Below are 24470 nucleotides of genomic sequence, written 5' to 3' on the forward strand. Positions count from 1 at the left end.
ATCGTAAATTTACGATATATACTTCGTTCCAAGACGATCCGGAAAGGTTTCGCTTTCCGCCCGTCAGACGCATGAGCAACGAAATGGACATCGACGCGATTCATAAAGCCCTCGCCAACCCCCTTCGCCGCGAAATTCTCGAGTGGCTGAAGGAGCCGGAACTGCATTTCCCCAATCAGGAATTGCCGTTGCAGCACGGCGTTTGCGCGGGCCAGATCGATGGGCGCTGCGGCATGTCGCAGTCGACCGTTTCCGCGCATCTCGCGACCTTGCACAAGGCGGGGCTCGTCACCACGAAGCGCGTTGGACAATGGGTGTTCTTCAAGCGCGACGAAGCGGTTATTCAGGCGTTCCGCGATTCCATCGGGAATCTCTGAGCGAAGGGCTTTCCGCAAGGTGATGAACCGCTTACAACTTCATTAGGATTCCTTTTCATGTCGACACTTTTCAATCCGCTCAAGGTTGGTGCACTCACGCTCAAGAATCGCATCATCATGGCGCCGCTCACGCGTCAGCGCGCGGGCGTCGAGCGCGTGCCCAACGCGCTCATGGCGCAGTACTACGCGGATCGCGCTGCGGCGGGTCTCATTCTCAGCGAGGCGACGTCGGTGACGCCGCAAGGCGTCGGCTACGCGGATACGCCGGGCATCTGGTCCGACGAGCAAGTGGAAGGCTGGAAGCTCGTCACGAAGGCCGTGCACGAGGCGGGCGGCAAGATTTTTCTGCAACTGTGGCACGTGGGCCGCGTGTCCGATCCGGTGTTCCTGAACGGCGAACTGCCGGTTGCGCCGAGCGCCATCGCGGCGGGCGGGCACGTGAGCCTCGTGCGTCCGCAGCGTCCTTTCGTGACGCCGCGCGCGCTCGAACTCGATGAAATCGCCGGCGTCGTCGCCGCATTCCGCAAGGGCGCGGAGAACGCGAAGCGCGCGGGCTTCGACGGCGTCGAAGTGCATGGCGCGAACGGCTATCTGCTCGACCAGTTCCTGCAGGACAGCACCAACAAGCGCGCGGACGCTTACGGTGGCCCGATCGAAAACCGTGCGCGCCTGCTGCTCGACATCGTCGACGAGGTCATCGACGTATGGGGCGCGGATCGTGTCGGCGTGCATCTCGCGCCGCGCGCTGATTCCCACACGATGGGCGACAGCGATCGCGCCGCGACCTTCGGCTATGTCGCGCGTGAACTCGGCCGCCGCAAGATCGCGTTCATCGCAGCGCGCGAGCGTGAAGACGCTGACAGCCTCGGGCCGCAACTGAAGAAGGCTTTCGGCGGCGTGTATATCGCCAACGAAGGGTTCTCGAAGGAAAGCGCCGAAGCGATCATCGCGCGCGGCGATGCCGACGCGGTCGCATGGGGCAAGCCGTTCATCGCGAATGCGGACCTGGTGCGCCGCTTCGAACGCGATGCATCGCTCAACGACTGGGACACGTCGACGTTCTATGCGCCGGGCGCGAAGGGCTACACGGATTATCCGCTGCTCGAAACGGCGGAGTAAGGCGTTCCGCAGTTCTGCGGTTTGCGTTCCGAGGTGAAAACAGCGGCTTTTTAGCCGCTGTTTTTTTTGTGCTTTTTGATTGCGGCGCAAAGACTCTGCGTAAGGCAACGATATACTCAGACGAAAGTAATTGAATAACGAAGGATGCTTCGTGTTCGATTACTGCGGCCTCGGCGCCACGGAACGCGCCGACCGCTTCTAATCAGTCCCGCCTTCGTGCCCAGCGCAATCGCGCTTGTTCAGCATCATGAACTGCGCGGCAGGGAATCCCGTTTAGCCGTCATCGGAGCGCCTATGTCATGGATCGCATCAACATTACGTAGTTATCCTGAAATTGCCATCTTCCTTTCGCTAGGGATCGGTTACTGGGTCGGGGCAAAGACCTTCCGAGGTTTCAGCCTTGGCGCGGTGACGGCGACCTTGCTCGCGGCCATCGCGATCGGCCAGTTGGACATCACCATTTCGGCGAACGTCAAATCGGTCTTCTTTCTGATGTTCCTGTTCGCCGTAGGGTACGGCGTCGGCCCGCAGTTCGTGCGCGGCATCGCAAAGGACGGGTTGCCGCAGGCCCTCTTTGCAGTCGTCCAGTGCCTTTTATGTCTCGCGGCGCCCTATGCCGTCGCGAAGATCGCGGGCTTCGACGTCGGCTCGGCGGCGGGTTTGTTCGCGGGCTCGCAGACCATCTCGGCATCGATGGGGCTCGCGACCGACGCCATCAACCGTCTCGGGCTGCCGACCGGGCAGGGCAAGGCGCTGCTCGACGCGATGCCGACCGCCTATGCCGTCACGTACATCTTCGGCACGATCGGTTCCGCGCTGATCCTCGCGATGCTTGGTCCGCGGCTGCTCGGGATCGATCTCGTTGCGGCCTGCAAAGAGTATGAGGCGACGCTTGGCGGCGATGAACCCGCTGGCGGAAACCGTGCGTGGCATCAGTTCGAATGGCGCGCGTATCGTGTGGCGGAGCACGGGCGAGCGGCTGGCATGTCGGTGGTGCAGGTCGAGGCGCTCGAACCGGCCGGCGCGCGGTTGTTCATCGAACGCATCCGGCGCGCAAACATCATCCAGGAAGCAAAGATCGACGACGTGCTTCAGCCTGGGGACATCATCGCAGTGTCGGGGCGGCGCGAACTGCTCGTCGATCTCCTGGGCGGTGTCGCGGCCGAAGTCGAGGATGCGGAGTTGCTCGCGGTGCCGGTCGAAGGCGTGGATGTCTACGTGACCAGCAAGAACGTTCACGGCAAGACGCTGCAGGAACTCGCGCACGGGCCCGCGGCGCGTGGCGTGTTTCTTCGCAAGATCAAGCGCGGCGCGACCGAGACGCAGATTCCCATCTTGCCGAGCACGAAGCTGTATCGCGGCGACACGCTCACGCTCGTCGGCCGCACGCAGGACACGGCGGCGGCGGCGAAGGCCCTCGGCGTGCTCGATCGTCCGGCCGACGCCGCCGACATGGCGTTCGTCGGTCTGGCGATCACGCTAGGCGCGCTGATCGGTGCGTTCGTGCTGCACGTCGGCGCGATTCCGCTTACGTTGTCCACGGCGGGCGGGGCGCTGATCGCAGGCATCGTATTCGGCTGGCTCCGCGCGATTCATCCGACCTTCGGTCGCATTCCGTCGCCGACTCTCTGGTTCATGAACTCCGTTGGCCTGAACGTATTCATCGCCGTGGTGGGGAAATCGGCGGGGCCCGGCTTCGTCGCCGGATTGCAGCACCTCGGCGCGAGCCTCTTTCTGTGGGGCATTTTCGCGTCCGCGGCGCCGCTCATTGTCGGCATGTATATCGCGAAATACGTGTTCAGGTTTCATCCGGCGATCCTGCTCGGTATCTGCGCGGGCGCGCGCACGACGACCGCCGCACTCGGCATGATCTGCGACGCCGCGAAGAGCCAGGTGCCGGGCCTCGGCTACACGGTCACTTATGCAGTCGGGAACACGCTGTTGACGATCTGGGGAATGGTCATGGTCATGTTGCTCACATGACGCGTGGTTCCTTTGGCGTGTCTGGTTTGGTTTTTTCTGGAGATGGTGGATGGTAAAGTCGACTCAATCAGGTTCTGACGATCGCGCCGGCATGGCGTCGCTCAGTCCGTTCGAACTCAAGGACGAACTCATCAAGGCGGCGGGCGGCGGTGCAATCGAGCGTCCGGCGAACCTTTCGATGCTCAACGCGGGGCGCGGCAATCCGAACTTCCTCGCCACGATCCCGCGGCATGGTTTCTGGCAATTCGGCCTGTTCGCCATGCGCGAGTCGGAGCGCTCGTTCGCGTACATGCCGGAAGGCATTGGCGGTTTTCCGAAGCGCGAAGGGCTGGAAGAGCGCTTCGAGATCTTCGCCCGCGAGAACAAGGGCGTGCCGGGCATTTCGTTCCTCGTGGGCGCTGTGTCCTCTGTGCGCGACCAGCTCGGCCTGAACGCCGGCGACTTTCTCTACGAAATGTGCGAAGGCATTCTCGGGTCGAACTATCCCGTGCCTGACCGCATGCTGAAGCTCTCGGAGCAGATCGTCGCACGATATCTGCGGCGCGAGATGATCGGCGAGCATCCGTTCGTCGGTGATTTCGATGTCTTCGCGGTCGAAGGCGGCACGGCGGCGATGACCTACATCTTCAACACGCTGCGCGAGAACTTCCTGATCGGCCCGGGCGACACCATTGCGCTCGGCACGCCGATCTTCACGCCGTACATCGAGATTCCCCGCCTGAACGACTACCGGCTGAATGTCGTCAATGTCGAAGCGGATGTCGCCAACGGCTGGCAATACTCGAAGCAGGAACTCGACAAGCTGCGCGATCCGAAGGTGAAGGCGTTCTTCCTCGTGAATCCGAGCAATCCGCCATCGGTGAAGATGAATGCGGAAAGCCTCGCGTACATCGCGGACATCGTGAAGGAGCGGCCCGATCTGATCATCCTGACCGATGACGTCTACGGCACCTTCGCTGACGACTTCGTGTCGCTTTTCGCGCTGTGCCCAAGGAACACGATTCTCGTCTATTCGTATTCGAAGTATTTCGGTTCGACGGGCTGGCGTCTCGGCACGATCGCGACACATCGGGAAAACGTGCTCGACAAGCAACTCGCCGCGCTTTCGAAGGACCAGAAGGCACTGCTTCACGCCCGTTACGAGTCCATCACGACGGAGCCGGCCAAACTCAAATTCATCGATCGCCTCGTGGCGGACAGCCGCACGGTCGCGTTGAATCACACGGCGGGCCTGTCGACACCGCAGCAAGTGCAAATGGTGCTGTTTTCGCTTTTCGCGCTGATGGACACGCCCGACGTGTACAAGAACGCGTTGAAGCGCCTGATCCGCAGCCGCAAGCAGGCGCTCTATCGCGAGATCGGCATCGAGCCTGAAGACGCAGATGAAAACGAGGTCGACTATTACACGGTCCTCGACATGGAATATCTTGGCGAGCGCAGGTACGGCCGCGAGCTGGTGGACTGGATCATCCAGAACACCGAGCCGTCCGAGCTTCTGTTCAGGCTCGCGAAGGACGCGCGCGTCGTACTGTTGCCGGGGCGTGGTTTTGGCACGCAGCATCCGTCGGGGCGTGTGTCGCTCGCCAATCTGAACGAGAGCGACTACGTGCAGATCGGCCGCGCGATCCGCAATCTGATGGACGAATACATCGAGCGTTTCGAGCATGCCACCGGGAAGAAATCCGGAAAGGCGAAATGAACGCGGCGAAGTAAGACAATCGGGCCGCATATGCGGCCCGATGTGCGACTGCCGGGTGAAACGCGAGACTTAGAACTTGTGGCGGATGCCCACGCGGAACGCGAGCTGGTTGTTCTCGCCCAGGCCCGAGGTGCCGAAGTAGCTCGACGACGACGAACCGATCGACGCCTGATTCTGCACGCCGTTGTTCGAGCCCGACGCCTTCTGATACACCGCCAGCGCGTACACGTCCGTGCGCTTGCTCAACGCGTAGTCGAAGCTCGCGTCGATCTGGTGCCAGTGGCCCGTGAAGTTGTCGTACAGGTCCATGTACGTGTAGCCGAGGCCTGCCGTCATCGCGCTCGTGATCGCGTACTTGCCGCCGATATCGAACGCGTTGATGCGCGAGCTCGCGCCGACGATCGGCTCGAAGCGCGTGTTCGTCCACAGACCGAAGATCGTCGCCGCGCCGATCGTGTAGTTCGCGCCGATGCCGAAGCTGCGCAGATCCTTCGCGTTGTTGGTCGTGCCGGTCAGGTTGAGGTTGGCGACCGACGAGCTGAACGCGGGCGTGGCGGCCGTCGGGAAGCGGATGTCCGTGTACGCGGCGCCGATGCCGAGCGGGCCGGCCTTGTAGTTCAGGCCGAAGCTATAGGCGCGCGACGAACCTTGCGTCGTCGTGGTGCCGACCGTCGTGTTCGGCGTGCCCGCGAAGCCGCCAGCCGTGTTCGAGAAGCCGTACATCGCACCGAACGTGAGGCCGTAGAAGTTCGCGCTCGTGAACTTCACCGCGTTGTTGATACGGCTCGACGTCAACTGGTCGAAGTCGTTCATGTGATACGCGTAGTTGCCCGCGACCGTTTGTCCGCCGATCGAGTAGTACGAGCCGAGGAAGTCGGTGTTGAAGCTGTACTGGCGGCCGAGCGTCAGCGAGCCGACGTTGTTCTGCGTGAGGCCGACATACGCCTGACGGCCGAATTCAGCGCCGCCCTGGCCGAGCGCGCCCGTGCCGCTGTTGAAGCCGTTTTCCAACGTGAAGATCGCCTTCAGGCCGCCGCCGAGGTCTTCGACGCCTTTGATGCCCCAGCGGCTGCCTTGCGCGACGCCGTCGTCGTACTTGACGAGCGAGTCGCCCGCGCGCGTCGGGCTCGTGGAACTGTTGTTCACGTAGCTGATACCGGCATCGATGATGCCGTACAGCGTGACGCTGCTTTGCGCGTGGGCGGAAGTGGCTGCGAGAGCGGCGAATGCGGCGAGTGCTGCGGTCGCCAAGAGATTCTTCTTCAAAACAAGCTCCGTGAGTTGGTTCGCGGTGTGGTGTTGACGGTGTCTGCGTCTTCGCGCTCTGACGGCGCGTGGTGCGACGGGCGCAAATGTAGCGATTGCCGAAGAAAGAAATGTGACAGTACTTTCGACTGGCTTGCGCTGTATCGCGCCAACAACAGCGCTGGCTCGACCACGGTATCTGTGCATGGCTGCGCGGCATGCAGCGCGCACGGTATGCTTGCGGTTCGACGACACGCGAGCGAGATCATGGACGAACAGGGAATCCGCGAACTGGAGGAACGCCTGAAGAAGGCGATGCTGACATCCGACGTCGACGCGCTCGATGCGTTACTGGCCGACGACCTGAGCTTCGTGGATGCAACGGGCAAGGTCTGGACGAAAACCGACGATCTGAACGGCCATCGCTACGGCATGCAGCGCATCGAGAAGCTGGACGTGGAAGAGCAGAGCGTGCGCGTGTATGGCGCTTTCGCCGTGACGGTCACGCGCGTGGCGCTTTCGGGGACATTCGCGGGCGCCCCGTTCGCGGGCAGCCTGCGCTATACGCGAACCTGGGGCGACACGGGCGGCAAGTGGCGCGTCGTGGCCGCGCAGTGCGGCCTCGCGCCTTTCTAGCGGAACATGCTCACGCCGAGAGCAACGACCCCGTGCGGTACGCCGTCGCACCCGCGATGCGCGCCACTTCGAGACCGGCGGTCGCGAAGCGCGTGATGTGCCGCGCGTACATCACGCCCGAGGTCGTGCATTTGAGCGTGGTGACGACGTCGGTGAGCGGATCGACGATATCGGCGATCGGCGTGCCCGCTTCGATATACGCGCCCACGTCCGCGCGAAACACCAGCACGCCGGAGGCCGGAGCGACGATCGGCTCGGCGCCCGCGAGCGGCGTCGCGGGATGCGCGAGCGGCGGCTGCTCGGGCACGGGCGCGTCGATCACGCCACGGTGGATCAGATAGTTGACGATCGCCTGCGCGTCCTTGTCCGCGAGTTCGTAGGACACGTCGTGCTGGCTGCGCAACTCGACCGTGACCGAGATGCCGCCGTTCCGGATCGGGAAGCGTTCGCCGTAACGCTGGCGCAGGTCTGACCAGCAGAAGCTGTGAATTTCGTCGAACGGATTGCCCACCGAATTGAGCGCGAGCAGCGAGGCCTTCGCGTCGAGATAGCGCGCGAGCGGCTCCACTTCGTCCCAGATATCCGGATTCGTGTAGAGATGCAGCGCGGCGTCGAGATCGCAGTGCAGGTCGAGCACGACATCGGCGTCAAAGGAGAGTTTCTGCAGCGCGAGGCGTTGCGATTCGAGCTCCGTGCGCGGCGTCTGCTCGTCGAGCGCTTCCTTCATCGCGGCGCGCACGGCGAGCGTGTTGGCTTCCGAGTCCTTGCCGAGGCGCGCTTCGATGCGCGGCGCGATCAGCGCGGCGAGATCGTAGAAATTGCGGTTGAAATTGTGGCCGCTGTTGGTCTCGAAGCGGCCCATGAGCGTGCCGTGCAGATGCTGCGACAGGCCGATCGGATTGGGCACCGGCACGATCACCACTTCGCCGCGCAGCTTGCCCGCCGCCTCGAATTCGGCGAGCTGACGCTTGAGACGCCACGCGACGAGCATGCCGGGCAGTTCGTCCGCGTGCAGCGAGGACTGGATATAGATTTTCTGGCCGCCGCCGGGGCCGTAGTGAAAGCTGGTGATGTTGCGGGAAGTGCCGAGCGTCGGCGAGATCAGGGGATGAGTTCTGGTTTGCATAGTGGTCGCGCGCAGGCGAGTGCGCGGGTCTTGCCTCGAAAAAATGATCCGCGCCGCGGTGTCTCCTTCCGTCGGCGCCGTCTCGGACGTTCGATCTTAGCGGAAATCGGCCGTCGAAACCGCTGTCCGAAAAGGAAACGGGCTCCGCGCCGTAAAAGCGCGGAGCCCGTTTCGGGACAAACCGTGTGGCTTAACCGCCGTACACGTCGAAGTCGAAGTACTTCTTCTCGATCTTCTTGTAGGTGCCGTCCTTGATGATGTCGGCGATCGCCTTGTCGATCTTCGCCTTCAGATCGGTGTCTTCCTTGCGCAGACCGATGCCCGCGCCGTTGCCGAGCGTCTTCGGATCGTCGAGGTTCTGGCCGGCGAAATCGAAGCCCGCGCCGCGCGGCGTCTTCAGGAAGCCGAGTTCGGCCTGCACCGCGTCTTGCAGCGTCGCGTCGAGACGGCCCGAGATCAGGTCGGCGTAGACCTGGTCCTGGTTCTGATACGGCGTGACCGTCACGCCCTTCGCCGCCCAGTAGGTCTTCGCGTAGGTTTCCTGGATCGTGCCTTGTTCGACGCCCACGTTCTTGCCCTTCAGGCTGTCAGCCGTCGGCAGAATGTTGCTGCCTTTCTTCGCGACGAGGCGCGTCGGCGTGTTGAACAGCTTGCTCGAGAAGGCGATCTGCTCGGCGCGTTGCGGTGTCATGGACATCGACGAGAGCACGCCGTCGAACTTCTTCGCCTTGAGCGCGGGGATCATGCCGTCGAAGTCGTTTTCCACCCACACGCACTTGGCTTTCAGGCGCGCGCAGATTTCGTTGCCGAGATCGATGTCGAAGCCGACCAGCTTGCCGTCGGAACCTTTCGATTCGAACGGCGGATAGCTTGCATCGACGCCGAAGCGGATCGTCGAATAGTCCTTCGCCTGCGCAGCCGTGACGGCCGTGAGCGACGTGGCGGCGAGAAGGGACATCGTCAGTGCCGCGAGCAGTTTCTTCACTGTTTTAACTCCAAAGGGTGGTCGGTTCAGCCCGGAAGGTCTCGTGCCGGGCGTCCGGCGCGTCGTTGGGCGCCGGAGCATGATATTCGGCGGATCGTGTCCGCGCGGAATCGGCAGAAGGTTATCAAGCCAAAATGTTTCGGGAGCTAGTAAAAGCCCCGATAGCAGGGCCATTAGAAGTTTTCCTCGCTTCCGCCGCCGGTTTCAGCGCTTCTTCAACGGATGATCCTTCAGAAACCACGACAGCCCGAACGCGATGAACGCGACGCAGGCCGCGACGAGATAGACGGTGTGCATCGAGCCCGCGAATGCGTGCAGATAGTCGTCGTGCAGCGCGGGCGGCAGTTGCGCGACCGCCTGCGGCCCGAGCGAGCGCGGCATGTCCGTGCCCGGCGGCACGAGCGCTTCGAGGCGCGCATGCAAGCTATTCGAAAAGATCGCGCCGAAGGCCGCCACGCCGACCGAGCCGCCGATCGAGCGGAACAGCGTCGCGCTGGAGGTCGCCACGCCCATCATCCGGAATTCGACGACGTTCTGCACCGCCAGCACGAGCACCTGCATCACCATGCCGAGCCCGAGGCCGAGCAGCGCCATATAAATGTTCATCGTGGCAAGCGGGGTGTCGAGCGTCAGGGTCGAGAGCAGCAGCATCGCGACGGCGACGAGCGCCGTGCCCGCGATCGGGAAGAAGCGATACTTGCCGACCTTGCTGATGACGCGCCCGCTCACGATCGACGAAAGCAGCACGCCGCCCATCATCGGCGTGATCTGCAGGCCGGCCGCGGAAGGCGTCGACCCTTTCACGACCTGGAGATAGAGCGGCAGGAACGTGACCGCGCCGAACAGCGCGCACCCGACGATAAAGCCAATCAGCCCGGCGAGCACGAAGGTGCGTTCCTTGAAGAGCGACAGCGGCATGATCGGCTCGGCGGCGAGGCGTTCCTCGTAGACGAAACCGCCGACGCACACGAGGCCGAGCAGCAGCGTGCACCAGAGCTGCGGCGAGGTCCACGGCAGCAGCGTGCCGCCTTCGCTGGTGAAGAGGATGATGCACGTCAGCGCGGCCGCGAGAAAGCCCGCGCCCATATAGTCGACGCGATGATCGACGTGCGCGGTATGCGGCTTGAAGACGAGCTGGATCACGGCGAGCGCGATCAGGCCGAGCGGCAGATTGATATAGAAGATCCAGCGCCATGAAAGATGCTCGACGAGAAAGCCGCCGGCGAGCGGCCCGACCACGGTCGCGAGGCCGTACACGCCGCCGAAGAGCCCCTGGAAGCGGCCGCGTTCGGCGGGCGGGATGACGTCGGCGATGGCGGCCATCGTGATGACCATCAGCCCGCCGCCGCCGAGGCCCTGCAGCGCGCGCAGGAGAATCAACTGCGTCATGTTCTGCGCGACGCCGCAAAGAATCGACCCGGCGAGAAAGATCAGGATCGACGCCTGAAGCACGACCTTGCGGCCGAACTGATCGCCGAACTTGCCATAAAGCGGAACGACGATGGTCGAGCTGAGCAGGTAGGACGTGACGACCCACGAGAGGTTTTCGAGCCCGCCCAGATCGCCGACGATGGTCGGCAGCGCGGTCGATACGATGGTCTGATCGAGCGCGCCGAGCAGCATCACGAGCAGGAGCGCCGTGAACAGCAGTCTGACCGGCGGTTTCGATTCGATGCCTGTGGCGTCGGACGGCTCCGCGCCCGCGACGGCGGTTTGATGCAAAGATGTCATGTTGGCTGGCTTACAAATCCACGACGGGCGGATGCCCGATGAGTGCGGCGGATTGTAATTAATTAACGTGAAAGTTAATATAGCGGGCGAGGGAAATTTCGTCAAATCGAACTATGACTAACCATTCTGTGGACGGCGGCGGGGCTGCCGTGCCAGGCAACAAGGCAGGCCGCCGGCCCGGCAGGCCGAGCGGGGCGCACGGCGAGCAGGCGCGGGCGCACTTGCTGGATATCGCGCTCGACTTGTTCGCGCGGCAGGGCATCGGCGAAACGACGCTCGGCGCGATCGCGCGCGAGGCGGGCGTCACCCCGGCGATGGTTCACTACTACTTCAAGACGCGCGATCAGCTGCTCGACATGCTGATCGATGAACGGCTCGTGCCGCTGCGCATCGAGCTTGCGCGCGTGTTCAACGATCCGCACGCCGAGCCTGTCGATACCTTGCGCGCGTTCGTCGAAACGCTGGTCGCGACGGTCGAGAAATGCCCGTGGTTCGCGGCCTTGTGGGTGCGCGAGATGATCAGCGAGGGCGGCCTCTTGCGGCAGCGCATGGCCGAGCGTTTCGGCGACGAGCACAAGGACCGCGCGATCGAGCGCATTGCCGGCTGGCAGAAGGCGGGCAAGCTGAATCCGGCGCTGGAGCCGTCGCTCGTGTTCGCGTCGCTGTTCGGACTGACCGTGTTTCCGCTCGCGACGCCACGCTGGCGCGGCGAAGGCGACCGGTCGGCGAGCATGGAGCAGCACGCCCGCCACGTCGTCGCGCTGCTGATGAACGGCATCCGGCCGTATTGAAGGCGGCGGATGCGCTCATCGGTTTCAAGCGGGACGGGGCGATAACAGGCAAGATGACGGGTTCCGGCGGCGCCGGCAGCACGCGGCGCCGGCGCCCCGATCACGCAATCGATTTTTCTCGGAGGTCGTACATGGCAAGTGCAGGATACTCGGACACACGTCTTTTCATCGATGGCGAATGGTGCGACGCCTCGTCCGGCGAAACGATCAACGTGGTGAGCCCCGCGACGGGCGATGTCATCGGCACGGTCGCCAAGGCGGGCACGACCGACCTGGAGCGCGCGGTCGCGGCATCGCGGCGCGGCTTCGCGACGTGGCGCAGAATGACCGCGCTCGAGCGCGCCAATCTGATGCGCAAGGCTGCCGGGCTGATCCGCGAGCGCGCGGACGCCATCGCGCGGCTCATGACGCAGGAGCAGGGCAAGCCGCTCGCCGAGGCGCGCATCGAGGTCAATTCGGCCGCGGACATCATCGAATGGTTCGCGGACGAAGCGCGGCGCGTGTATGGCCGCATCGTGCCGCCGCGCAACATCAACGCGCAGCAGACGGTCGTCAAGGAGCCGGTCGGACCGGTCGCCGCCTTCACGCCGTGGAATTTCCCGGTGAATCAGGTGGTGCGCAAGCTGTGCGCGTCGCTGGCGACGGGGTGTTCGTTCATCGTGAAGGCGCCGGAAGAAACGCCGGCTTCGCCCGCCGAACTCATTCGCGCGTTCGCCGACGCGGGCGTGCCGAAGGGCGTCGTTCAGCTCGTGTATGGCGATCCGCCGCAGATCTCGCAATTCCTGATCGCGCATCCGGATATCCGCAAGGTGACGTTCACCGGCTCGACGCCGGTCGGCAAGCAACTCGCGGCGCTCGCCGGCCAGCACATGAAGCGCGCGACGATGGAACTCGGTGGTCACGCGCCCGTGATCGTCGCGGAAGACGCGGACGTGGAACTGGCGGTGAAGGCGTCGGGTGCGGCCAAGTTCCGCAACGCCGGCCAGGTCTGCATCTCGCCGACGCGCTTTCTGGTGCATAACAGCGTGAAGCAGGACTTCATCGCGGCGCTCGTGAAGCACGCCGAAAGCCTGAAAGTCGGCGACGGCCTCGCGGACGGCACCACGCTCGGGCCGCTCGCCAACGCGCGCCGCATCACGGCGATGAACAGCGTCGTCGAGAACGCGCGCAAGACGGGCGCGACCATCGCGACGGGCGGCGAGCGCATCGGCACGGCGGGCAACTTCTTCGCGCCGACGGTCATCACCGATGTCTCGCTCGAAGCCGACGTGTTCAACGCGGAGCCGTTCGGACCGGTCGCCGCGGTGCGCGGCTTCGATTCGCTCGAAGACGCGATCGCCGAAGCGAACCGTCTGCCGTACGGTCTCGCGGGCTACGCCTTCACGCGTTCGTTCAAGAACGTGCATCTGCTCACGAATCAGATGGAAGTGGGCATGCTGTGGATCAACCAGCCGGCCACGCCCTGGCCCGAAATGCCGTTCGACGGCGTGAAGGATTCGGGTTACGGTTCGGAAGGCGGACCGGAAGCACTCGAACCGTATCTCGTGACGAAGTCCGTCACCGTGATGGCGGTCTGACGCGGCAGCCCCGGCTTCGACCGGGGCTTTTTTTCCGCAGGCGTATCCGTGATGGCGCTCGTCACGCGAAAAACGGCGCGCGCTGCTGCGAGTCGGCGTTCTGTATGCCAGAATCCGCAGAACGTACCCAATCGGCGGCCGATATTCGAATATGTCCGATACGCTCAACACGGTAGAAGCAGATCATGCGATGCGCAACTGGACGTACCGGTCGACGGGGACGATTCCGATCGGTTCGGACCTCCACAAGCGCATGTTCTGCGAGATGCTGCTGACGACGCACAATCCGTACAAGCCCGCCGTCATCGACTGGCCGAGGCTCGAACCGGGCGCGTTGAAGCGTGTGACGTCGCTGCCGATCTGGGATATCGCCGTGCAGACGGAAGGGCGCGCGTCGATTCGCGTCGCGACCTACGCCGCGAGCGTGCCCGATCCGCATTTGCGCGAAGCGCTGCGCATGAATGGCGGCGAAGAGGCGCGCCACAAGCTGGTGCTGTCGAAGCTCGTCGAGGCGTACGGCATCGAGCTCGCGCCGGAACCGCCGTATCCCGCGCCGGCCGATCCGCTGCGCGCGTGGATGCTGACGGGCTACAGCGAGTGCATCGACAGTTTCTTCGCCTTCGGGCTGTTTGAGGCGGCGCGGCAATCCGGCTATTTTCCCGAGGAACTGGTCGAAACCTTCGAGCCGGTCATTCAGGAAGAAGCGCGGCACATTCTCTTTTTCGCGAACTGGGTCGCGTGGTACCGGCACAGTCTGCCGTGGTATCGCAAGCCCTGGTTCCTCGCGAAAACGGCGAGCGTCTGGATCTCGCTGATCCGCGACCGCATTTCGCTCGCGCGCGGCTTCGACAAGAGCGGCGCGGCGCAGGACGCGAATTTCCCCGCGAACGTGGGCGATTCCGTCGCGGGCGATGTCTCGGTGCGCGCCTTGATCCAACTCTGTCTCACCGAAAACGACCGCCGCATGAGCGGCTACGACGCGCGTCTGCTCCGTCCCGTCACCGTGCCGAAGCTCGCGCGGCTCGCGCTGCGCTTCATCAAGAAGTAGGTTTCTCGCGCGCTTCGTAGCGGCGCGACGCTTCTTCGACGTCTTGCCGGAATTGCGCGAGCGCGGCCAGTTTCGCATCGGGCGGCTGCAACGCCGCCCACAACACTTCCACCAGCTCGTTCGCCGTCGTCTCGATCTGAGCCTGACTCAGCCGGCGCTTCGCGAGCGTCGCGTCCCACAGCACGTGCTCCATCGGACCGAAGACGAGCGAGCGCAGCAATCGCAGCGGCATATCGGTGCGCACGTGGCCGAGCGTCTGGCCGCGCGCGAGCACGTCCATGAGCGGCGCGGTATAGCGGCGTTGATATTCCGTGAGCGTGTCGGAAAGATCGTGCTGCTTCGTGCGGCCTTCCGACAACACCAGCGCGCACAGTCCCGTGCCGTTCATCAGCATGAGCCGCATGTGCGTTCTGACGATGAACGCGAACTGCTGGCGCGCCGAGCCGTCGCGCGGCAGGCCGGTCTCGAAGGCATCGATGATTTCGTCATACCAGTCGGCGATCACGCGGGCGCACAACTCGCGCTTGCCGCTGAAATAGCTGAACACCGTGGCTTCCGAAATGCCCGCGCGCTGCGCGATCTCGGCGCTCGTCGCGGCGTCGTAGCCTTTTTCGGCGAAAACGTCGCGGCCGGCCTGCAGGATATCTTTCACGCGCTGCTGCGATTTGACCCCGGTGGGCGTGCGGCGGCTGGTGGCGGTCTGCGTGGACATGATGGAAGGCGCGGGAAATAAATGTGAGCGTAGCTCAAAAACCTATTGACGGCTAGCCGATTTGAGCGTGAAATTGCCCCATTCCGTGGTTTGCTGCCCTGTGTGAGTAACGCTCAGTTTGCAGGGCTTGCCGAAAAACATCGTATCTGGAGGAGACGACCCCATGAGCACCGTACCCGGCCTGAATTTCGCGTTGGGCGAAGACATCGACATGCTGCGCGATTCGCTCGCCAACTTCGCGTCGAAGGAAATCGCGCCGCGCGCCGGCGAAATCGATCACACCGACCAGTTCCCGATGGACCTGTGGAAGAAGCTCGGCGACCTGGGCGTGCTCGGCATGACCGTCTCCGAGGAATACGGCGGCGCGAACATGGGCTACACCGCGCACATGGTCGCGATGGAAGAGATTTCGCGCGCATCGGCTTCGGTGGGTTTGTCGTATGGCGCGCATTCGAATCTGTGCGTGAACCAGATCCATCGCAACGGCACGGAGCAGCAGAAGCAGAAGTATCTGCCGAAGCTCGTGTCCGGCGAACATATCGGCGCGCTCGCGATGAGCGAGCCGAACGCCGGGTCGGACGTCGTCAGCATGAAGCTGCGCGCCGACGAAAAGGGCGATCACTACGTGCTCAACGGCACGAAGATGTGGATCACCAACGGCCCGGACTGCGACACGCTCGTCGTGTACGCGAAAACGGATATCGAAGCCGGTCCGCGCGGCATCACCGCGTTCATCGTCGAGAAGGGCATGAAGGGCTTTAGCGTCGCGCAGAAGCTCGACAAGCTCGGCATGCGCGGCTCGCATACCGGCGAGCTCGTGTTCGAGAACGTCGAAGTGCCGAAGGAAAATATTCTCGGCCAGTTGAATGGCGGCACGAAAGTGCTGATGAGCGGGCTCGACTACGAGCGCGCCGTGCTCGCGGGCGGCCCGACCGGCATCATGCTCGCGTGCATGGATTCGGTGGTGCCGTATATCCACGATCGCAAGCAGTTCGGTCAGGCGATCGGCGAATTCCAGCTCATTCAGGGCAAGGTCGCCGACATGTATTCGACGCTGCAGGCGTGCCGCGCGTATCTCTACGCGGTGGGCCGTCAGCTCGATACGCTCGGCGCCGGCCATGTGCGGCAAGTGCGCAAGGACTGCGCGGGCGTCATTCTCTACACGGCCGAAAAAGCCACGTGGATGGCCGGCGAAGCGATTCAGATTCTCGGCGGCAACGGCTACATCAACGAGTATCCGGTTGGCCGCCTGTGGCGCGATGCGAAGCTCTACGAGATCGGCGCGGGCACGAGCGAAATCCGCCGCATGCTGATCGGCCGCGAACTCTTCGCCGAAACGGCTTGAGGGCGCGCGTCATGGCGATCATCGAATCGAAACTGAATCCGCGCGGCGAAGAATTCTGCACCAACGCGCAGGCGCTCGAAGCGCTCGTCGCAGACTTGAAAGAGAAGGTCGCGAAGATCGCGGAAGGCGGCGGACAGGCCGCGCGCGACAAGCACGTCTCGCGTAACAAGCTGCTGCCGCGCGACCGCATCGCGCAACTGCTCGATCCGGGCACGCCGTTTCTCGAGCTGTCGCAACTTGCGGCGTACGGCATGTACAACGACGACGCGCCGGGCGCGGGCATCATCACCGGCATCGGGCGCATCGCGGGGCAGGAATGCGTGGTCGTGTGCAACGACGCGACCGTGAAGGGCGGCACGTACTATCCCGTCACGGTGAAGAAGCACTTGCGCGCGCAGGAAATCGCCGAGCAGAACCGCCTGCCGTGTGTGTATCTCGTCGATTCGGGTGGCGCGAACCTGCCGAATCAGGACGATGTCTTTCCCGACCGCGATCACTTCGGCCGCATCTTCTACAACCAGGCGAACATGTCGGCGCAGGGCATCGCGCAGATCGCCGTGGTGATGGGTTCGTGCACCGCGGGCGGCGCCTATGTGCCCGCGATGAGCGATGAATCGATCATCGTGAAGAATCAAGGCACGATTTTCCTCGGCGGCCCGCCGCTGGTGAAAGCCGCGACGGGCGAGGAAGTCAGCGCCGAAGACTTGGGCGGCGGCGACGTGCATACGCGTCTTTCCGGCGTCGCGGATCATCTGGCGCAGAACGATGCCCATGCGCTCGGCATTGCGCGCAGCATCGTCGGCAATCTGAACCGCGTGAAAACGCCTTCGCTCGCGCTCAAAGAGCCGCTGCCGCCGCGTCACGATCCGCAAAGCGTCTACGGCGTGATTCCCGTCGATACGCGCAAGCCCTTCGACGTGCGCGAAGTGATCGCACGCATCGTCGACGATTCCGCGTTCGACGAATTCAAGGCGCGCTACGGCACGACGCTCGTCTGCGGCTTCGCGCATATCTGGGGGCATCCGGTCGGCATCGTCGCGAACAACGGCATTCTGTTTTCCGAGTCGGCGTTGAAGGGCGCGCACTTCATCGAGCTGTGCGCGCAGCGCAAGATTCCGCTCGTGTTCCTGCAGAACATCACGGGCTTCATGGTCGGGCGCAAGTACGAGAACGAAGGCATCGCGCGCAACGGCGCGAAGATGGTGACGGCGGTGGCCACGGCGAAGGTGCCGAAGTTCACGGTGATCATCGGCGGGTCGTTCGGCGCGGGCAACTACGGCATGTGCGGCCGCGCGTATTCGCCGCGCTTCCTGTGGATGTGGCCGAACGCGCGCATCTCGGTGATGGGCGGCGAGCAGGCCGCGTCCGTGCTTGCCACGGTGCGGCGCGACGGCATCGAGAAAAAGGGCGGCGCGTGGAGCGCGGAAGAAGAGGAAGCGTTCAAGGCGCCGATTCGCGACCAGTACGAAGCGCAGGGCCATCCTTATTACGCGAGCGCGCGCCTGTGGGACGACGGTGTGATCGATCCCGCCCAGACGCGCGACGTTTTGGGCCTTGGTTTGGCCGCGACGATGAACGCCCCGATTGAAGAAACGCGCTTCGGCGTGTTCAGGATGTAACGCCATCATGTTCAACAAAATACTCATAGCGAACCGCGGCGAAATCGCCTGCCGCGTGGCGGCGACGGCGAAGCGCCTGAACGTCGGCAGCGTCGCCATCTATTCGGATGCGGATGCCAAGGCCAAGCACGTCGATGTCTGCGACGAAGCGGTGCATGTCGGCGGCTCGGCGGCGTCGGAAAGTTATCTGCGTATCGAGCGCATCGTCGAGGCGGCGAAACGCACCGGCGCGCAGGCGATCCATCCGGGCTACGGCTTTTTGTCGGAGAACGAGGATTTCGCCAACGCGTGCGGGAAAGCGGGCATCACGTTCATCGGGCCGCCGGTCGAAGCGATCAGCGCGATGGGCTCGAAAGCCGCCGCGAAGGCGCTCATGCAATCGGCGTCCGTGCCGCTCGTGCCGGGCTATCACGGCGACGATCAGGACGCTTCGCTGCTTCAGCGCGAAGCGGACCGCATCGGCTATCCCGTGCTCTTGAAGGCGAGCGCGGGCGGCGGCGGCAAGGGTATGCGCGTGGTCGAGAAGAGCGAGGATTTCGCGGCGGCGCTCGCGTCGTGCAAGCGCGAGGCGGCGTCGAGCTTCGGCAACGATCGCGTGCTGATCGAAAAGTATCTGCTGCGTCCGCGTCACGTCGAAGTGCAGGTGTTCGCCGACAAGCACGGCAACGCGGTGTATCTCTTCGACCGCGATTGTTCCGTGCAGCGCCGCCATCAGAAGGTGCTGGAAGAAGCACCCGCGCCGGGTCTCGCCGATGAAACCCGCCGCGCGATGGGCGAAGCCGCGGTCGCGGCGGCGCGCGCGGTGAACTACGTGGGCGCGGGCACGGTCGAGTTCATCATGACGCAGGACGGCCAGTTCTACTTCATGGAGATGAACACGCGCCTGCAGGTCGAGCATCCGGTCACGGAGATGGTCACGGGCCTCGATCTCGTCGAATGGCAACTGCGCGTGGCGGCGGGCGAGCCTTTGCCTTTGAATCAGGATCAGTTGAAGGTGCACGGCCACGCGATCGAAGCGCGCATCTACGCCGAGAATCCGTCGCGCGGCTTTCTGCCATCGACGGGCACGCTCAAGCATCTGCGTGTGCCGCAGGCGGTGGAGTTTTCGATCGACGGCGACGTGCGCGTCGACAGCGGTGTGCGTCAGGGCGATTCCATTACGCCGTTCTACGATCCGATGATCGCGAAGCTGATCGTGCATGGCCGCGACCGTCGCGATGCGTTGTCGCGCATGGCGCGCGCGCTGGCGGAATGCGAGATCGTCGGCTTGTCGACGAACGTGGAGTTTCTCCAGCGCATCGTGAAGAGCGAGCCGTTTTCATCGGGCGATCTCGACACGGGCCTGATCGAGCGTCATCACGATGCGCTTTTCGCGCCGTCGACGGTTTCGCGCAAGAGCGCGCTCGCGCTCGCGTGCGCCGCGTTGCTGACGCGCGAGGGCGGCGAAGCGCATGGGCATTCGCCGTGGGACGCGCTGAGCCACTGGCGCATGTCGGGCGGCTACAGCCAGGACCTGAACTGGCGCGCGCTCGACACGGACGAGACGCTGAAGGTCGTGTTCACGAAGAACGGCGAGAAACGCCTCACGCTGAACGACGCGAGCGCACGCTTCGACTGGTCGCACAGCGGCGCGACATCGTTCGCCGTTCAGCTCGACGACGCGCTGATCAAAGGCCACGTCTTCACCGATGGCGACGTGTTCCATGTCTTCCACGAAGGCGCGGCGTTCCAGTTCGAGTGGCAGAACCTGATGGCGCACGCGGGCGACGCCGAGCACGAAGGACGTCTCACCGCGCCGATGCCCGGCAAGGTGATCGCGGTGCTCGTCGAGACGGGCGCGTCGGTCGAAAAGGGCGCGCCGCTGATGGTGATGGAAGCGATGAAGATGGAGCACACGATCCTGGCTCCGTCCGCGGGCAGAATCGGCGAGATTCTGTTCGAAGTCGGCGATCAGGTCGCCGACGGCTCGCAATTGCTGGTGCTGGAGGCCGGGCAGGCGGCCTAGCGCCCGCCCTTGGCAGGCGCGCCGAGCAGCGTGGTTTCGCTCTCGGCGCGCACCAGGATTTCTACGCGCCGGTTCGCTGCGCGGCCGGCGCGCGTGCTGTTGCTGGCGATAGGCCGCTGATACGCCATGCCCTGCGTCGTGATGCGCGCGGCCGGCACGCCGCGCGCGATCAGCGCTTTCGCGACGGCGTCCGCGCGCGCCGCGGACAGCGCGCGGTTATAGGCGAGCGAGCCCTGGTCGTCGGTGTGGCCTTCGATCAGAATGGGCCGCATGCTGCGCTTCAATACTTCGGCGGCGCGATCGAGCATGGGCGAGTTGCCAGCGCGCAGCGTCGATTCGTCGATGTCGAAAAGCGGCGCTTCGGGCAGACGCATTTCCACGCCGCCCTTGACCGGCAGCATCGTGATGCCGTGTTGCGCGTTCAACTGATCTTCCTTCGCGCGGTTCAGACCCGCCGAACATCCCGCGAGCAGCAGGACCATCAGGCAGGTTCCGGCCGCCGCCCGTGAAGCTTCTTCCCTCATTGCATATTCCTGCGTCGATACGATTCTCGATTATAGGGAGCGCGAAACGAGTCGTTTTGTAATAATGGTTTCTTGACTGCGCGCATCGAGTGGAATGATTCGTGCGTGATTACAATGCTGGCGGACGTCTCTCCGTCCTCCGGTCATCGACCGTCACGAACTCGGACTCACGCCTTCATGCAGATCCAGCCGCGCAACGACACCGCCCCCGACTCATCCGACCGCACGCGCAAGATGCAGCGCACGGCGTCCGCCGCGCTTTACGGGGTGCTCGTGCTCGTCGCGCTCTACACGGCGCGCGCGTTCATTCCGGCGGTCGTGTGGGCGGGCGTGATCGCAATCGCGCTATGGCCGGCTTTCGGCTGGCTCGAACGGCGGCCCGTGTTCAAACGCCATCACAGCGTGCTCGCGGTCTTGCTGACGGTGGCGATCGGCCTGCTCTTCGTCGTGCCGTTTTTCATCGTCGCGGCGCAGGCGGTGCAGGAAGCGCACGACATGCTTCACTGGTTCCACGAAGTGCTGCGCAGCGGCATTCCGATGCCCGCGCTCATCGATCATTTGCCGATGGGCTCGCAACAGGTCGCGCGCTGGTGGCAGGAAAATCTCGCGACGCCGCTCGAATCGTCGCCCGCGGTGAAGAATCTGCATAGCGCCACGGTCGTCGCGATGACGCGGCATTTCGGCGGACGCGTCGCGCATGCGCTCGTGATTTTCGGCTTTATGTTGATGACGCTCTTCTTCGTCTTTCTGGCGGGCTCGCGTCTCGGCGATCAATTGCTCGCGGGCTCGCGCCGCGCATTCGGCGCGGACGGCGCCGCGCTCGTGCGACGCATGTCCGAGTCGGTGCGCAGCACGGTGGTCGGTCTCGTGGTCGTGGGACTGGGCGAAGGCGCGCTGCTCGGCATCGCCTACGCGATCACGGGCGTGCCGCACGCGACCTTGCTCGGCATGCTGACGGCGGTCGCGGCGATGCTGCCGTTCTGCGCGCCGCTCGTGTTCCTCGGCGCGGCGCTGTGGCTCTTCGCGCAAGGCTCGATGATCGCGGCGGCGTGCGTCGCCGCATTCGGGCTGATCGTCGTGTTCGTGGCCGAGCACTTCGTCAGGCCAGTGCTGATCGGCGGATCGGCGCGCCTGCCGTTCCTGCTCGTGCTGTTCGGCATTCTGGGCGGCGCGGAGACCTTCGGGCTCATCGGCCTCTTCATCGGCCCGGCGCTGATGACGATTCTCGTCGTGCTGTGGACGGATTACGTGGTGGACCGGAGCTGACGGCGGCGCGCCGGCTCCGGGTGCGGCGCGTCAGATCACATACAGATCGACATATTCATTGACCGGCATCGCTTCGAGCTTTGCCTGATCGAGCGAGACCGAGAGGATCGCCTGCTGTTGCTTCTGGGGGAAGCGCCGTGCGAGGTTCGTCTTGAACTTCTCGACGAGCAGCGGGATGCCGTCAGCGCGCCGGCGCTTGTGACCGATCGGATACTCGACCGCGATTTCATCGAGCTTCGTGCCGTCATTGAACTCGACGGTGAGCGCGTTGGCGATCGAACGCTTGTCCGGGTCGTGATAATCCTTCGTGTATTGCGGGTCTTCCACGCATTCCATCTTCGCGCGCAGCGTATCGATGCGCGGATCCTGCGCGATCGAATCTTCGTAATCCGCCGCGGTGAGACGACCATGAATCAGCGGCACGGCGATCATGTACTGAATGCAGTGATCGCGGTCGGCCGGGTTGTTCAGCGGCCCCTTCTTGTCGATGATGCGAATCGCCGCTTCGTGCGTGCGGATCGTGATCTTCTTGATGTCCTCGACGCGCTTGCCGGCATCCTTGAGCTTGCCGTGCAGCGTCATCGCCGCTTCGACCGCGGTTTGCGAATGGAACTCGGCGGGGAACGAGATCTTGAAGAGCACGTTCTCCATCACATACGAGCCGTACGGACGCTGGAACTCGAACGCATTGCCCTTGAAGAGCACATCGTAAAAGCCCCATGTTTTAGCGGTCAGAACCGACGGATAGCCCATCTCGCCGGTCTTCGCGATCAGCGCGAGGCGCACGGCGCGCGAGGTCGCGTCGCCGGCGGCCCACGACTTGCGCGAGCCCGTGTTCGGCGCATGCCGATAGGTGCGCAGCGAATGACCGTCGACGAAGGCGAGCGATACCGCGTTGATGAGTTCATCGCGCGTCAGGCCGATCATCTGCCCGACGACCGCCGTCGAGGCGAGCTTCACGAGCAGAACGTGATCGAGGCCGACCTTGTTGAACGAATTCTCCAGCGCGATGCAGCCTTGAATTTCGTGCGCCTTGACCATCGCGATCAGGACGTCTTTCATGGCGAGCGGCTTCTTGCCCGACGCGATCGCGTTGCGCGAAAGCCAGTCGGCGGTGGCGAGAATGCCGCCCAGATTGTCCGACGGATGGCCCCATTCGGCGGCGAGCCATGTGTCGTTGAAGTCGAGCCAGCGGATCATCGCGCCGATATTGAAGGCGGCCTGAACCGGGTCGAGCTGAAACTGGGTGCCGGGCACCTTCGCCCCGTTGGGGACGATCGTGCCGGGCACGATGGGTCCCATCAGCTTGGTGCAGGCGGGATAGGAGAGGGCTTCGAGTCCGCAACCGAGCGTGTCGATGAGGCAGTTGCGCGCCGTTTCGAGCGCAAGCGTGCTGTCGACCTTGTAGTTGAGAACGTAATCGACTATGTCGACGAGTACCTTGTCCGGATCAGGGCGGACGTTGGAAATATGGCTGCTCATGTGTATTTCGATGAAAGTTAAACGCGCTTGGCGAGCGGCGTGAATGTCAGGTTTTCGGGTCCGGTGTAATTCGCACTCGGCCGGATGATCTTGTTGTCGATGCGTTGCTCGATGATGTGCGCCGCCCAGCCCGAGGTGCGCGAGATCACGAACAGCGGCGTGAACATGGCGGTCGGCACGCCCATCATGTGATATGACACCGCGCTGAACCAGTCGAGATTCGGGAACATCTTCTTCGCGTCCCACATCACCGATTCGAGGCGCTCGGCGATGTCGAAGAGCTTGGTGTCGCCCGCTTCCTTCGAGAGCGTCTTCGCGACTTCCTTGATGACCTTGTTGCGCGGATCGGAGATCGTGTACACCGGATGGCCGAAGCCGATCACCACTTCCTTGTTTTCGACGCGGCGCTTGATGTCGCTTTCCGCTTCATCCGGCGACTGATAGCGCGACTGGATTTCGTAGGCCACTTCGTTCGCGCCGCCGTGTTTCGGGCCGCGCAGCGCGCCGATCGCGCCGGTGATTGCCGAATACATGTCGGAACCCGTGCCGGCGATCACGCGGGCGGTGAACGTCGAGGCGTTGAATTCATGCTCGGCGTAGAGATTGAGCGAGACGTGCATCGCCTCGACCCACGATTTCGACGGCTCCTTGCCGTGCAGCAAATGCAGGAAGTGCCCGCCGATGGAATCGTCGTCGGTTTCCACTTCGATGCGCTTGCCGTTGTGCGAATAGTGATACCAGTAGAGCAGCATCGAGCCGAGCGAAGCCATCAGGCGATCGGCGATATCCTTCGCGCCCGGCACGTTGTGATCGTCCTTCTCGGGCAGGAGCGTGCCGAGCACGGAGACGCCGGTGCGCATGACGTCCATCGGATGCGCGGAGGCCGGAATCCATTCCAGTGCGGCCTTGAGATTCGCGGGCAGGCCGCGCAATGCCTTCAGCTTGGTCTTGTACGCCTTCAGCTCGGCGGCATTCGGCAGCTTGCCGTGCACGAGCAGATAAGCGATCTCTTCGAACTCGGAAGTCGTCGCGATATCGAGAATGTCATAGCCGCGATAGTGCAAGTCGTTGCCGGTCTTGCCCACCGTGCACAGCGCAGTATTGCCCGCCGTCACGCCCGACAGCGCGACGGATTTCTTCGGCTTGAATGCGCCGCTTGCGGTGCTGTTGTCTGCTTCGCTCATCGATTTGTCTCCTGAA

Annotated in this window: 20 protein-coding genes; 12 read left to right on the forward strand and 8 right to left on the reverse strand. The window is 63.7% G+C overall.

The window, feature by feature from the left end:
* The first annotated feature begins 71 nt into the window (after nucleotides 1–71).
* From LY284_RS21225 to LY284_RS21240, 4 genes are all read left to right on the forward strand, one after another.
* Nucleotides 72–377 carry a helix-turn-helix transcriptional regulator gene (locus tag LY284_RS21225; RefSeq protein WP_014251207.1) on the forward strand — a complete coding sequence of 102 codons (306 nt, stop codon included), beginning with the start codon at nucleotides 72–74 and terminating at the stop codon, nucleotides 375–377.
* 57 nt (nucleotides 378–434) lie between these two features.
* A complete protein-coding gene (locus LY284_RS21230) occupies nucleotides 435–1496 on the forward strand; it encodes an alkene reductase (protein WP_045454894.1) in 1062 nt (353 codons plus the stop codon).
* A gap of 294 nt (nucleotides 1497–1790) precedes the next feature.
* Complete coding sequence (gene aspT, locus LY284_RS21235; RefSeq protein ID WP_233387888.1) at nucleotides 1791–3479, forward strand: aspartate-alanine antiporter; 1689 nt, start codon at nucleotides 1791–1793, stop codon at nucleotides 3477–3479.
* A gap of 49 nt (nucleotides 3480–3528) precedes the next feature.
* Nucleotides 3529–5178 (forward strand): bifunctional aspartate transaminase/aspartate 4-decarboxylase, encoded by a 1650-nt coding sequence (locus LY284_RS21240; RefSeq protein WP_233387889.1) that lies wholly within the window; start codon nucleotides 3529–3531, stop codon nucleotides 5176–5178.
* A 69-nt stretch (nucleotides 5179–5247) separates the two neighbouring features.
* Here LY284_RS21240 and LY284_RS21245 read toward each other — a convergent pair whose 3' ends face one another.
* Nucleotides 5248–6444: a porin gene (locus LY284_RS21245; protein ID WP_233387890.1), complete on the reverse strand. Its 1197-nt coding sequence runs from the start codon at nucleotides 6442–6444 to the stop codon at nucleotides 5248–5250.
* Between the two features lie 246 nt (nucleotides 6445–6690).
* Between LY284_RS21245 and LY284_RS21250 the strand changes: the two genes are divergently transcribed.
* Nucleotides 6691–7059 (forward strand): nuclear transport factor 2 family protein, encoded by a 369-nt coding sequence (locus tag LY284_RS21250; RefSeq protein ID WP_233387891.1) that lies wholly within the window; start codon nucleotides 6691–6693, stop codon nucleotides 7057–7059.
* A gap of 10 nt (nucleotides 7060–7069) precedes the next feature.
* On the opposite strand, the gene LY284_RS21255 is transcribed toward LY284_RS21250, so the two are convergent.
* The 3 genes from LY284_RS21255 to LY284_RS21265 form a co-directional block, all read right to left on the reverse strand.
* Entirely contained in the window at nucleotides 7070–8185 is a 1116-nt protein-coding gene (locus tag LY284_RS21255; protein ID WP_045454880.1) for a succinylglutamate desuccinylase/aspartoacylase family protein, read from the reverse strand.
* A 190-nt stretch (nucleotides 8186–8375) separates the two neighbouring features.
* Nucleotides 8376–9170 (reverse strand): ABC transporter substrate-binding protein, encoded by a 795-nt coding sequence (locus LY284_RS21260; RefSeq protein WP_041731817.1) that lies wholly within the window; start codon nucleotides 9168–9170, stop codon nucleotides 8376–8378.
* A gap of 204 nt (nucleotides 9171–9374) precedes the next feature.
* A complete protein-coding gene (locus LY284_RS21265) occupies nucleotides 9375–10901 on the reverse strand; it encodes an MDR family MFS transporter (protein ID WP_233387892.1) in 1527 nt (508 codons plus the stop codon).
* 113 nt (nucleotides 10902–11014) lie between these two features.
* Between LY284_RS21265 and LY284_RS21270 the strand changes: the two genes are divergently transcribed.
* The 3 genes from LY284_RS21270 (at nucleotide 11015) to LY284_RS21280 (ending at nucleotide 14317) form a co-directional block, all read left to right on the forward strand.
* The gene (locus tag LY284_RS21270; RefSeq protein ID WP_233387893.1) at nucleotides 11015–11692 is read left to right on the forward strand and encodes a TetR/AcrR family transcriptional regulator; all 678 of its coding nucleotides are present in this window, start codon (nucleotides 11015–11017) and stop codon (nucleotides 11690–11692) included.
* Nucleotides 11693–11823: 131 nt separating this feature from the next.
* Nucleotides 11824–13269 (forward strand): NAD-dependent succinate-semialdehyde dehydrogenase, encoded by a 1446-nt coding sequence (locus tag LY284_RS21275; protein ID WP_233387894.1) that lies wholly within the window; start codon nucleotides 11824–11826, stop codon nucleotides 13267–13269.
* Nucleotides 13270–13420: 151 nt separating this feature from the next.
* Nucleotides 13421–14317, forward strand: a complete 897-nt coding sequence (locus tag LY284_RS21280) for a ferritin-like domain-containing protein (RefSeq protein WP_233387895.1) — start codon at nucleotides 13421–13423, stop codon at nucleotides 14315–14317.
* On the opposite strand, the gene LY284_RS21285 is transcribed toward LY284_RS21280, so the two are convergent.
* A complete protein-coding gene (locus tag LY284_RS21285) occupies nucleotides 14307–15029 on the reverse strand; it encodes a TetR/AcrR family transcriptional regulator (RefSeq protein ID WP_053569296.1) in 723 nt (240 codons plus the stop codon). The two genes, LY284_RS21280 and LY284_RS21285, sit on opposite strands and share 11 nt — an antisense overlap.
* 163 nt (nucleotides 15030–15192) lie before the next feature.
* On the opposite strand from LY284_RS21285, the gene LY284_RS21290 reads away from it, so the two are divergent.
* Genes LY284_RS21290 through LY284_RS21300 form a run of 3 tightly spaced genes read left to right on the forward strand, consistent with a single transcriptional unit; the run spans nucleotide 15193 to nucleotide 19998 of the window.
* Complete coding sequence (locus LY284_RS21290; RefSeq protein ID WP_045454871.1) at nucleotides 15193–16374, forward strand: isovaleryl-CoA dehydrogenase; 1182 nt, start codon at nucleotides 15193–15195, stop codon at nucleotides 16372–16374.
* 11 nt (nucleotides 16375–16385) lie between these two features.
* Nucleotides 16386–17993 (forward strand): carboxyl transferase domain-containing protein, encoded by a 1608-nt coding sequence (locus LY284_RS21295; RefSeq protein ID WP_233387896.1) that lies wholly within the window; start codon nucleotides 16386–16388, stop codon nucleotides 17991–17993.
* Between the two features lie 7 nt (nucleotides 17994–18000).
* Nucleotides 18001–19998: an acetyl/propionyl/methylcrotonyl-CoA carboxylase subunit alpha gene (locus LY284_RS21300; protein ID WP_014251192.1), complete on the forward strand. Its 1998-nt coding sequence runs from the start codon at nucleotides 18001–18003 to the stop codon at nucleotides 19996–19998.
* On the opposite strand, the gene LY284_RS21305 is transcribed toward LY284_RS21300, so the two are convergent.
* On the reverse strand, nucleotides 19995–20522 hold the full coding sequence (locus LY284_RS21305; protein ID WP_014251191.1) for an OmpA family protein: 528 nt from the start codon (nucleotides 20520–20522) through the stop codon (nucleotides 19995–19997). The two genes, LY284_RS21300 and LY284_RS21305, sit on opposite strands and share 4 nt — an antisense overlap.
* Before the next feature lie 177 nt (nucleotides 20523–20699).
* Between LY284_RS21305 and LY284_RS21310 the strand changes: the two genes are divergently transcribed.
* Nucleotides 20700–21788 carry an AI-2E family transporter gene (locus LY284_RS21310; protein ID WP_045454868.1) on the forward strand — a complete coding sequence of 363 codons (1089 nt, stop codon included), beginning with the start codon at nucleotides 20700–20702 and terminating at the stop codon, nucleotides 21786–21788.
* Between the two features lie 30 nt (nucleotides 21789–21818).
* On the opposite strand, the gene LY284_RS21315 is transcribed toward LY284_RS21310, so the two are convergent.
* Nucleotides 21819–23270 (reverse strand): bifunctional 2-methylcitrate dehydratase/aconitate hydratase, encoded by a 1452-nt coding sequence (locus tag LY284_RS21315; RefSeq protein ID WP_233387897.1) that lies wholly within the window; start codon nucleotides 23268–23270, stop codon nucleotides 21819–21821.
* Nucleotides 23271–23287: 17 nt separating this feature from the next.
* The gene (gene prpC, locus LY284_RS21320; protein ID WP_233387898.1) at nucleotides 23288–24454 is read right to left on the reverse strand and encodes a 2-methylcitrate synthase; all 1167 of its coding nucleotides are present in this window, start codon (nucleotides 24452–24454) and stop codon (nucleotides 23288–23290) included.
* Nucleotides 24455–24470: the final 16 nt, after the last annotated feature.

Source organism: Caballeronia sp. PC1 (assembly GCF_021353155.1).
Classification (GTDB): domain Bacteria; phylum Pseudomonadota; class Gammaproteobacteria; order Burkholderiales; family Burkholderiaceae; genus Caballeronia; species Caballeronia cordobensis.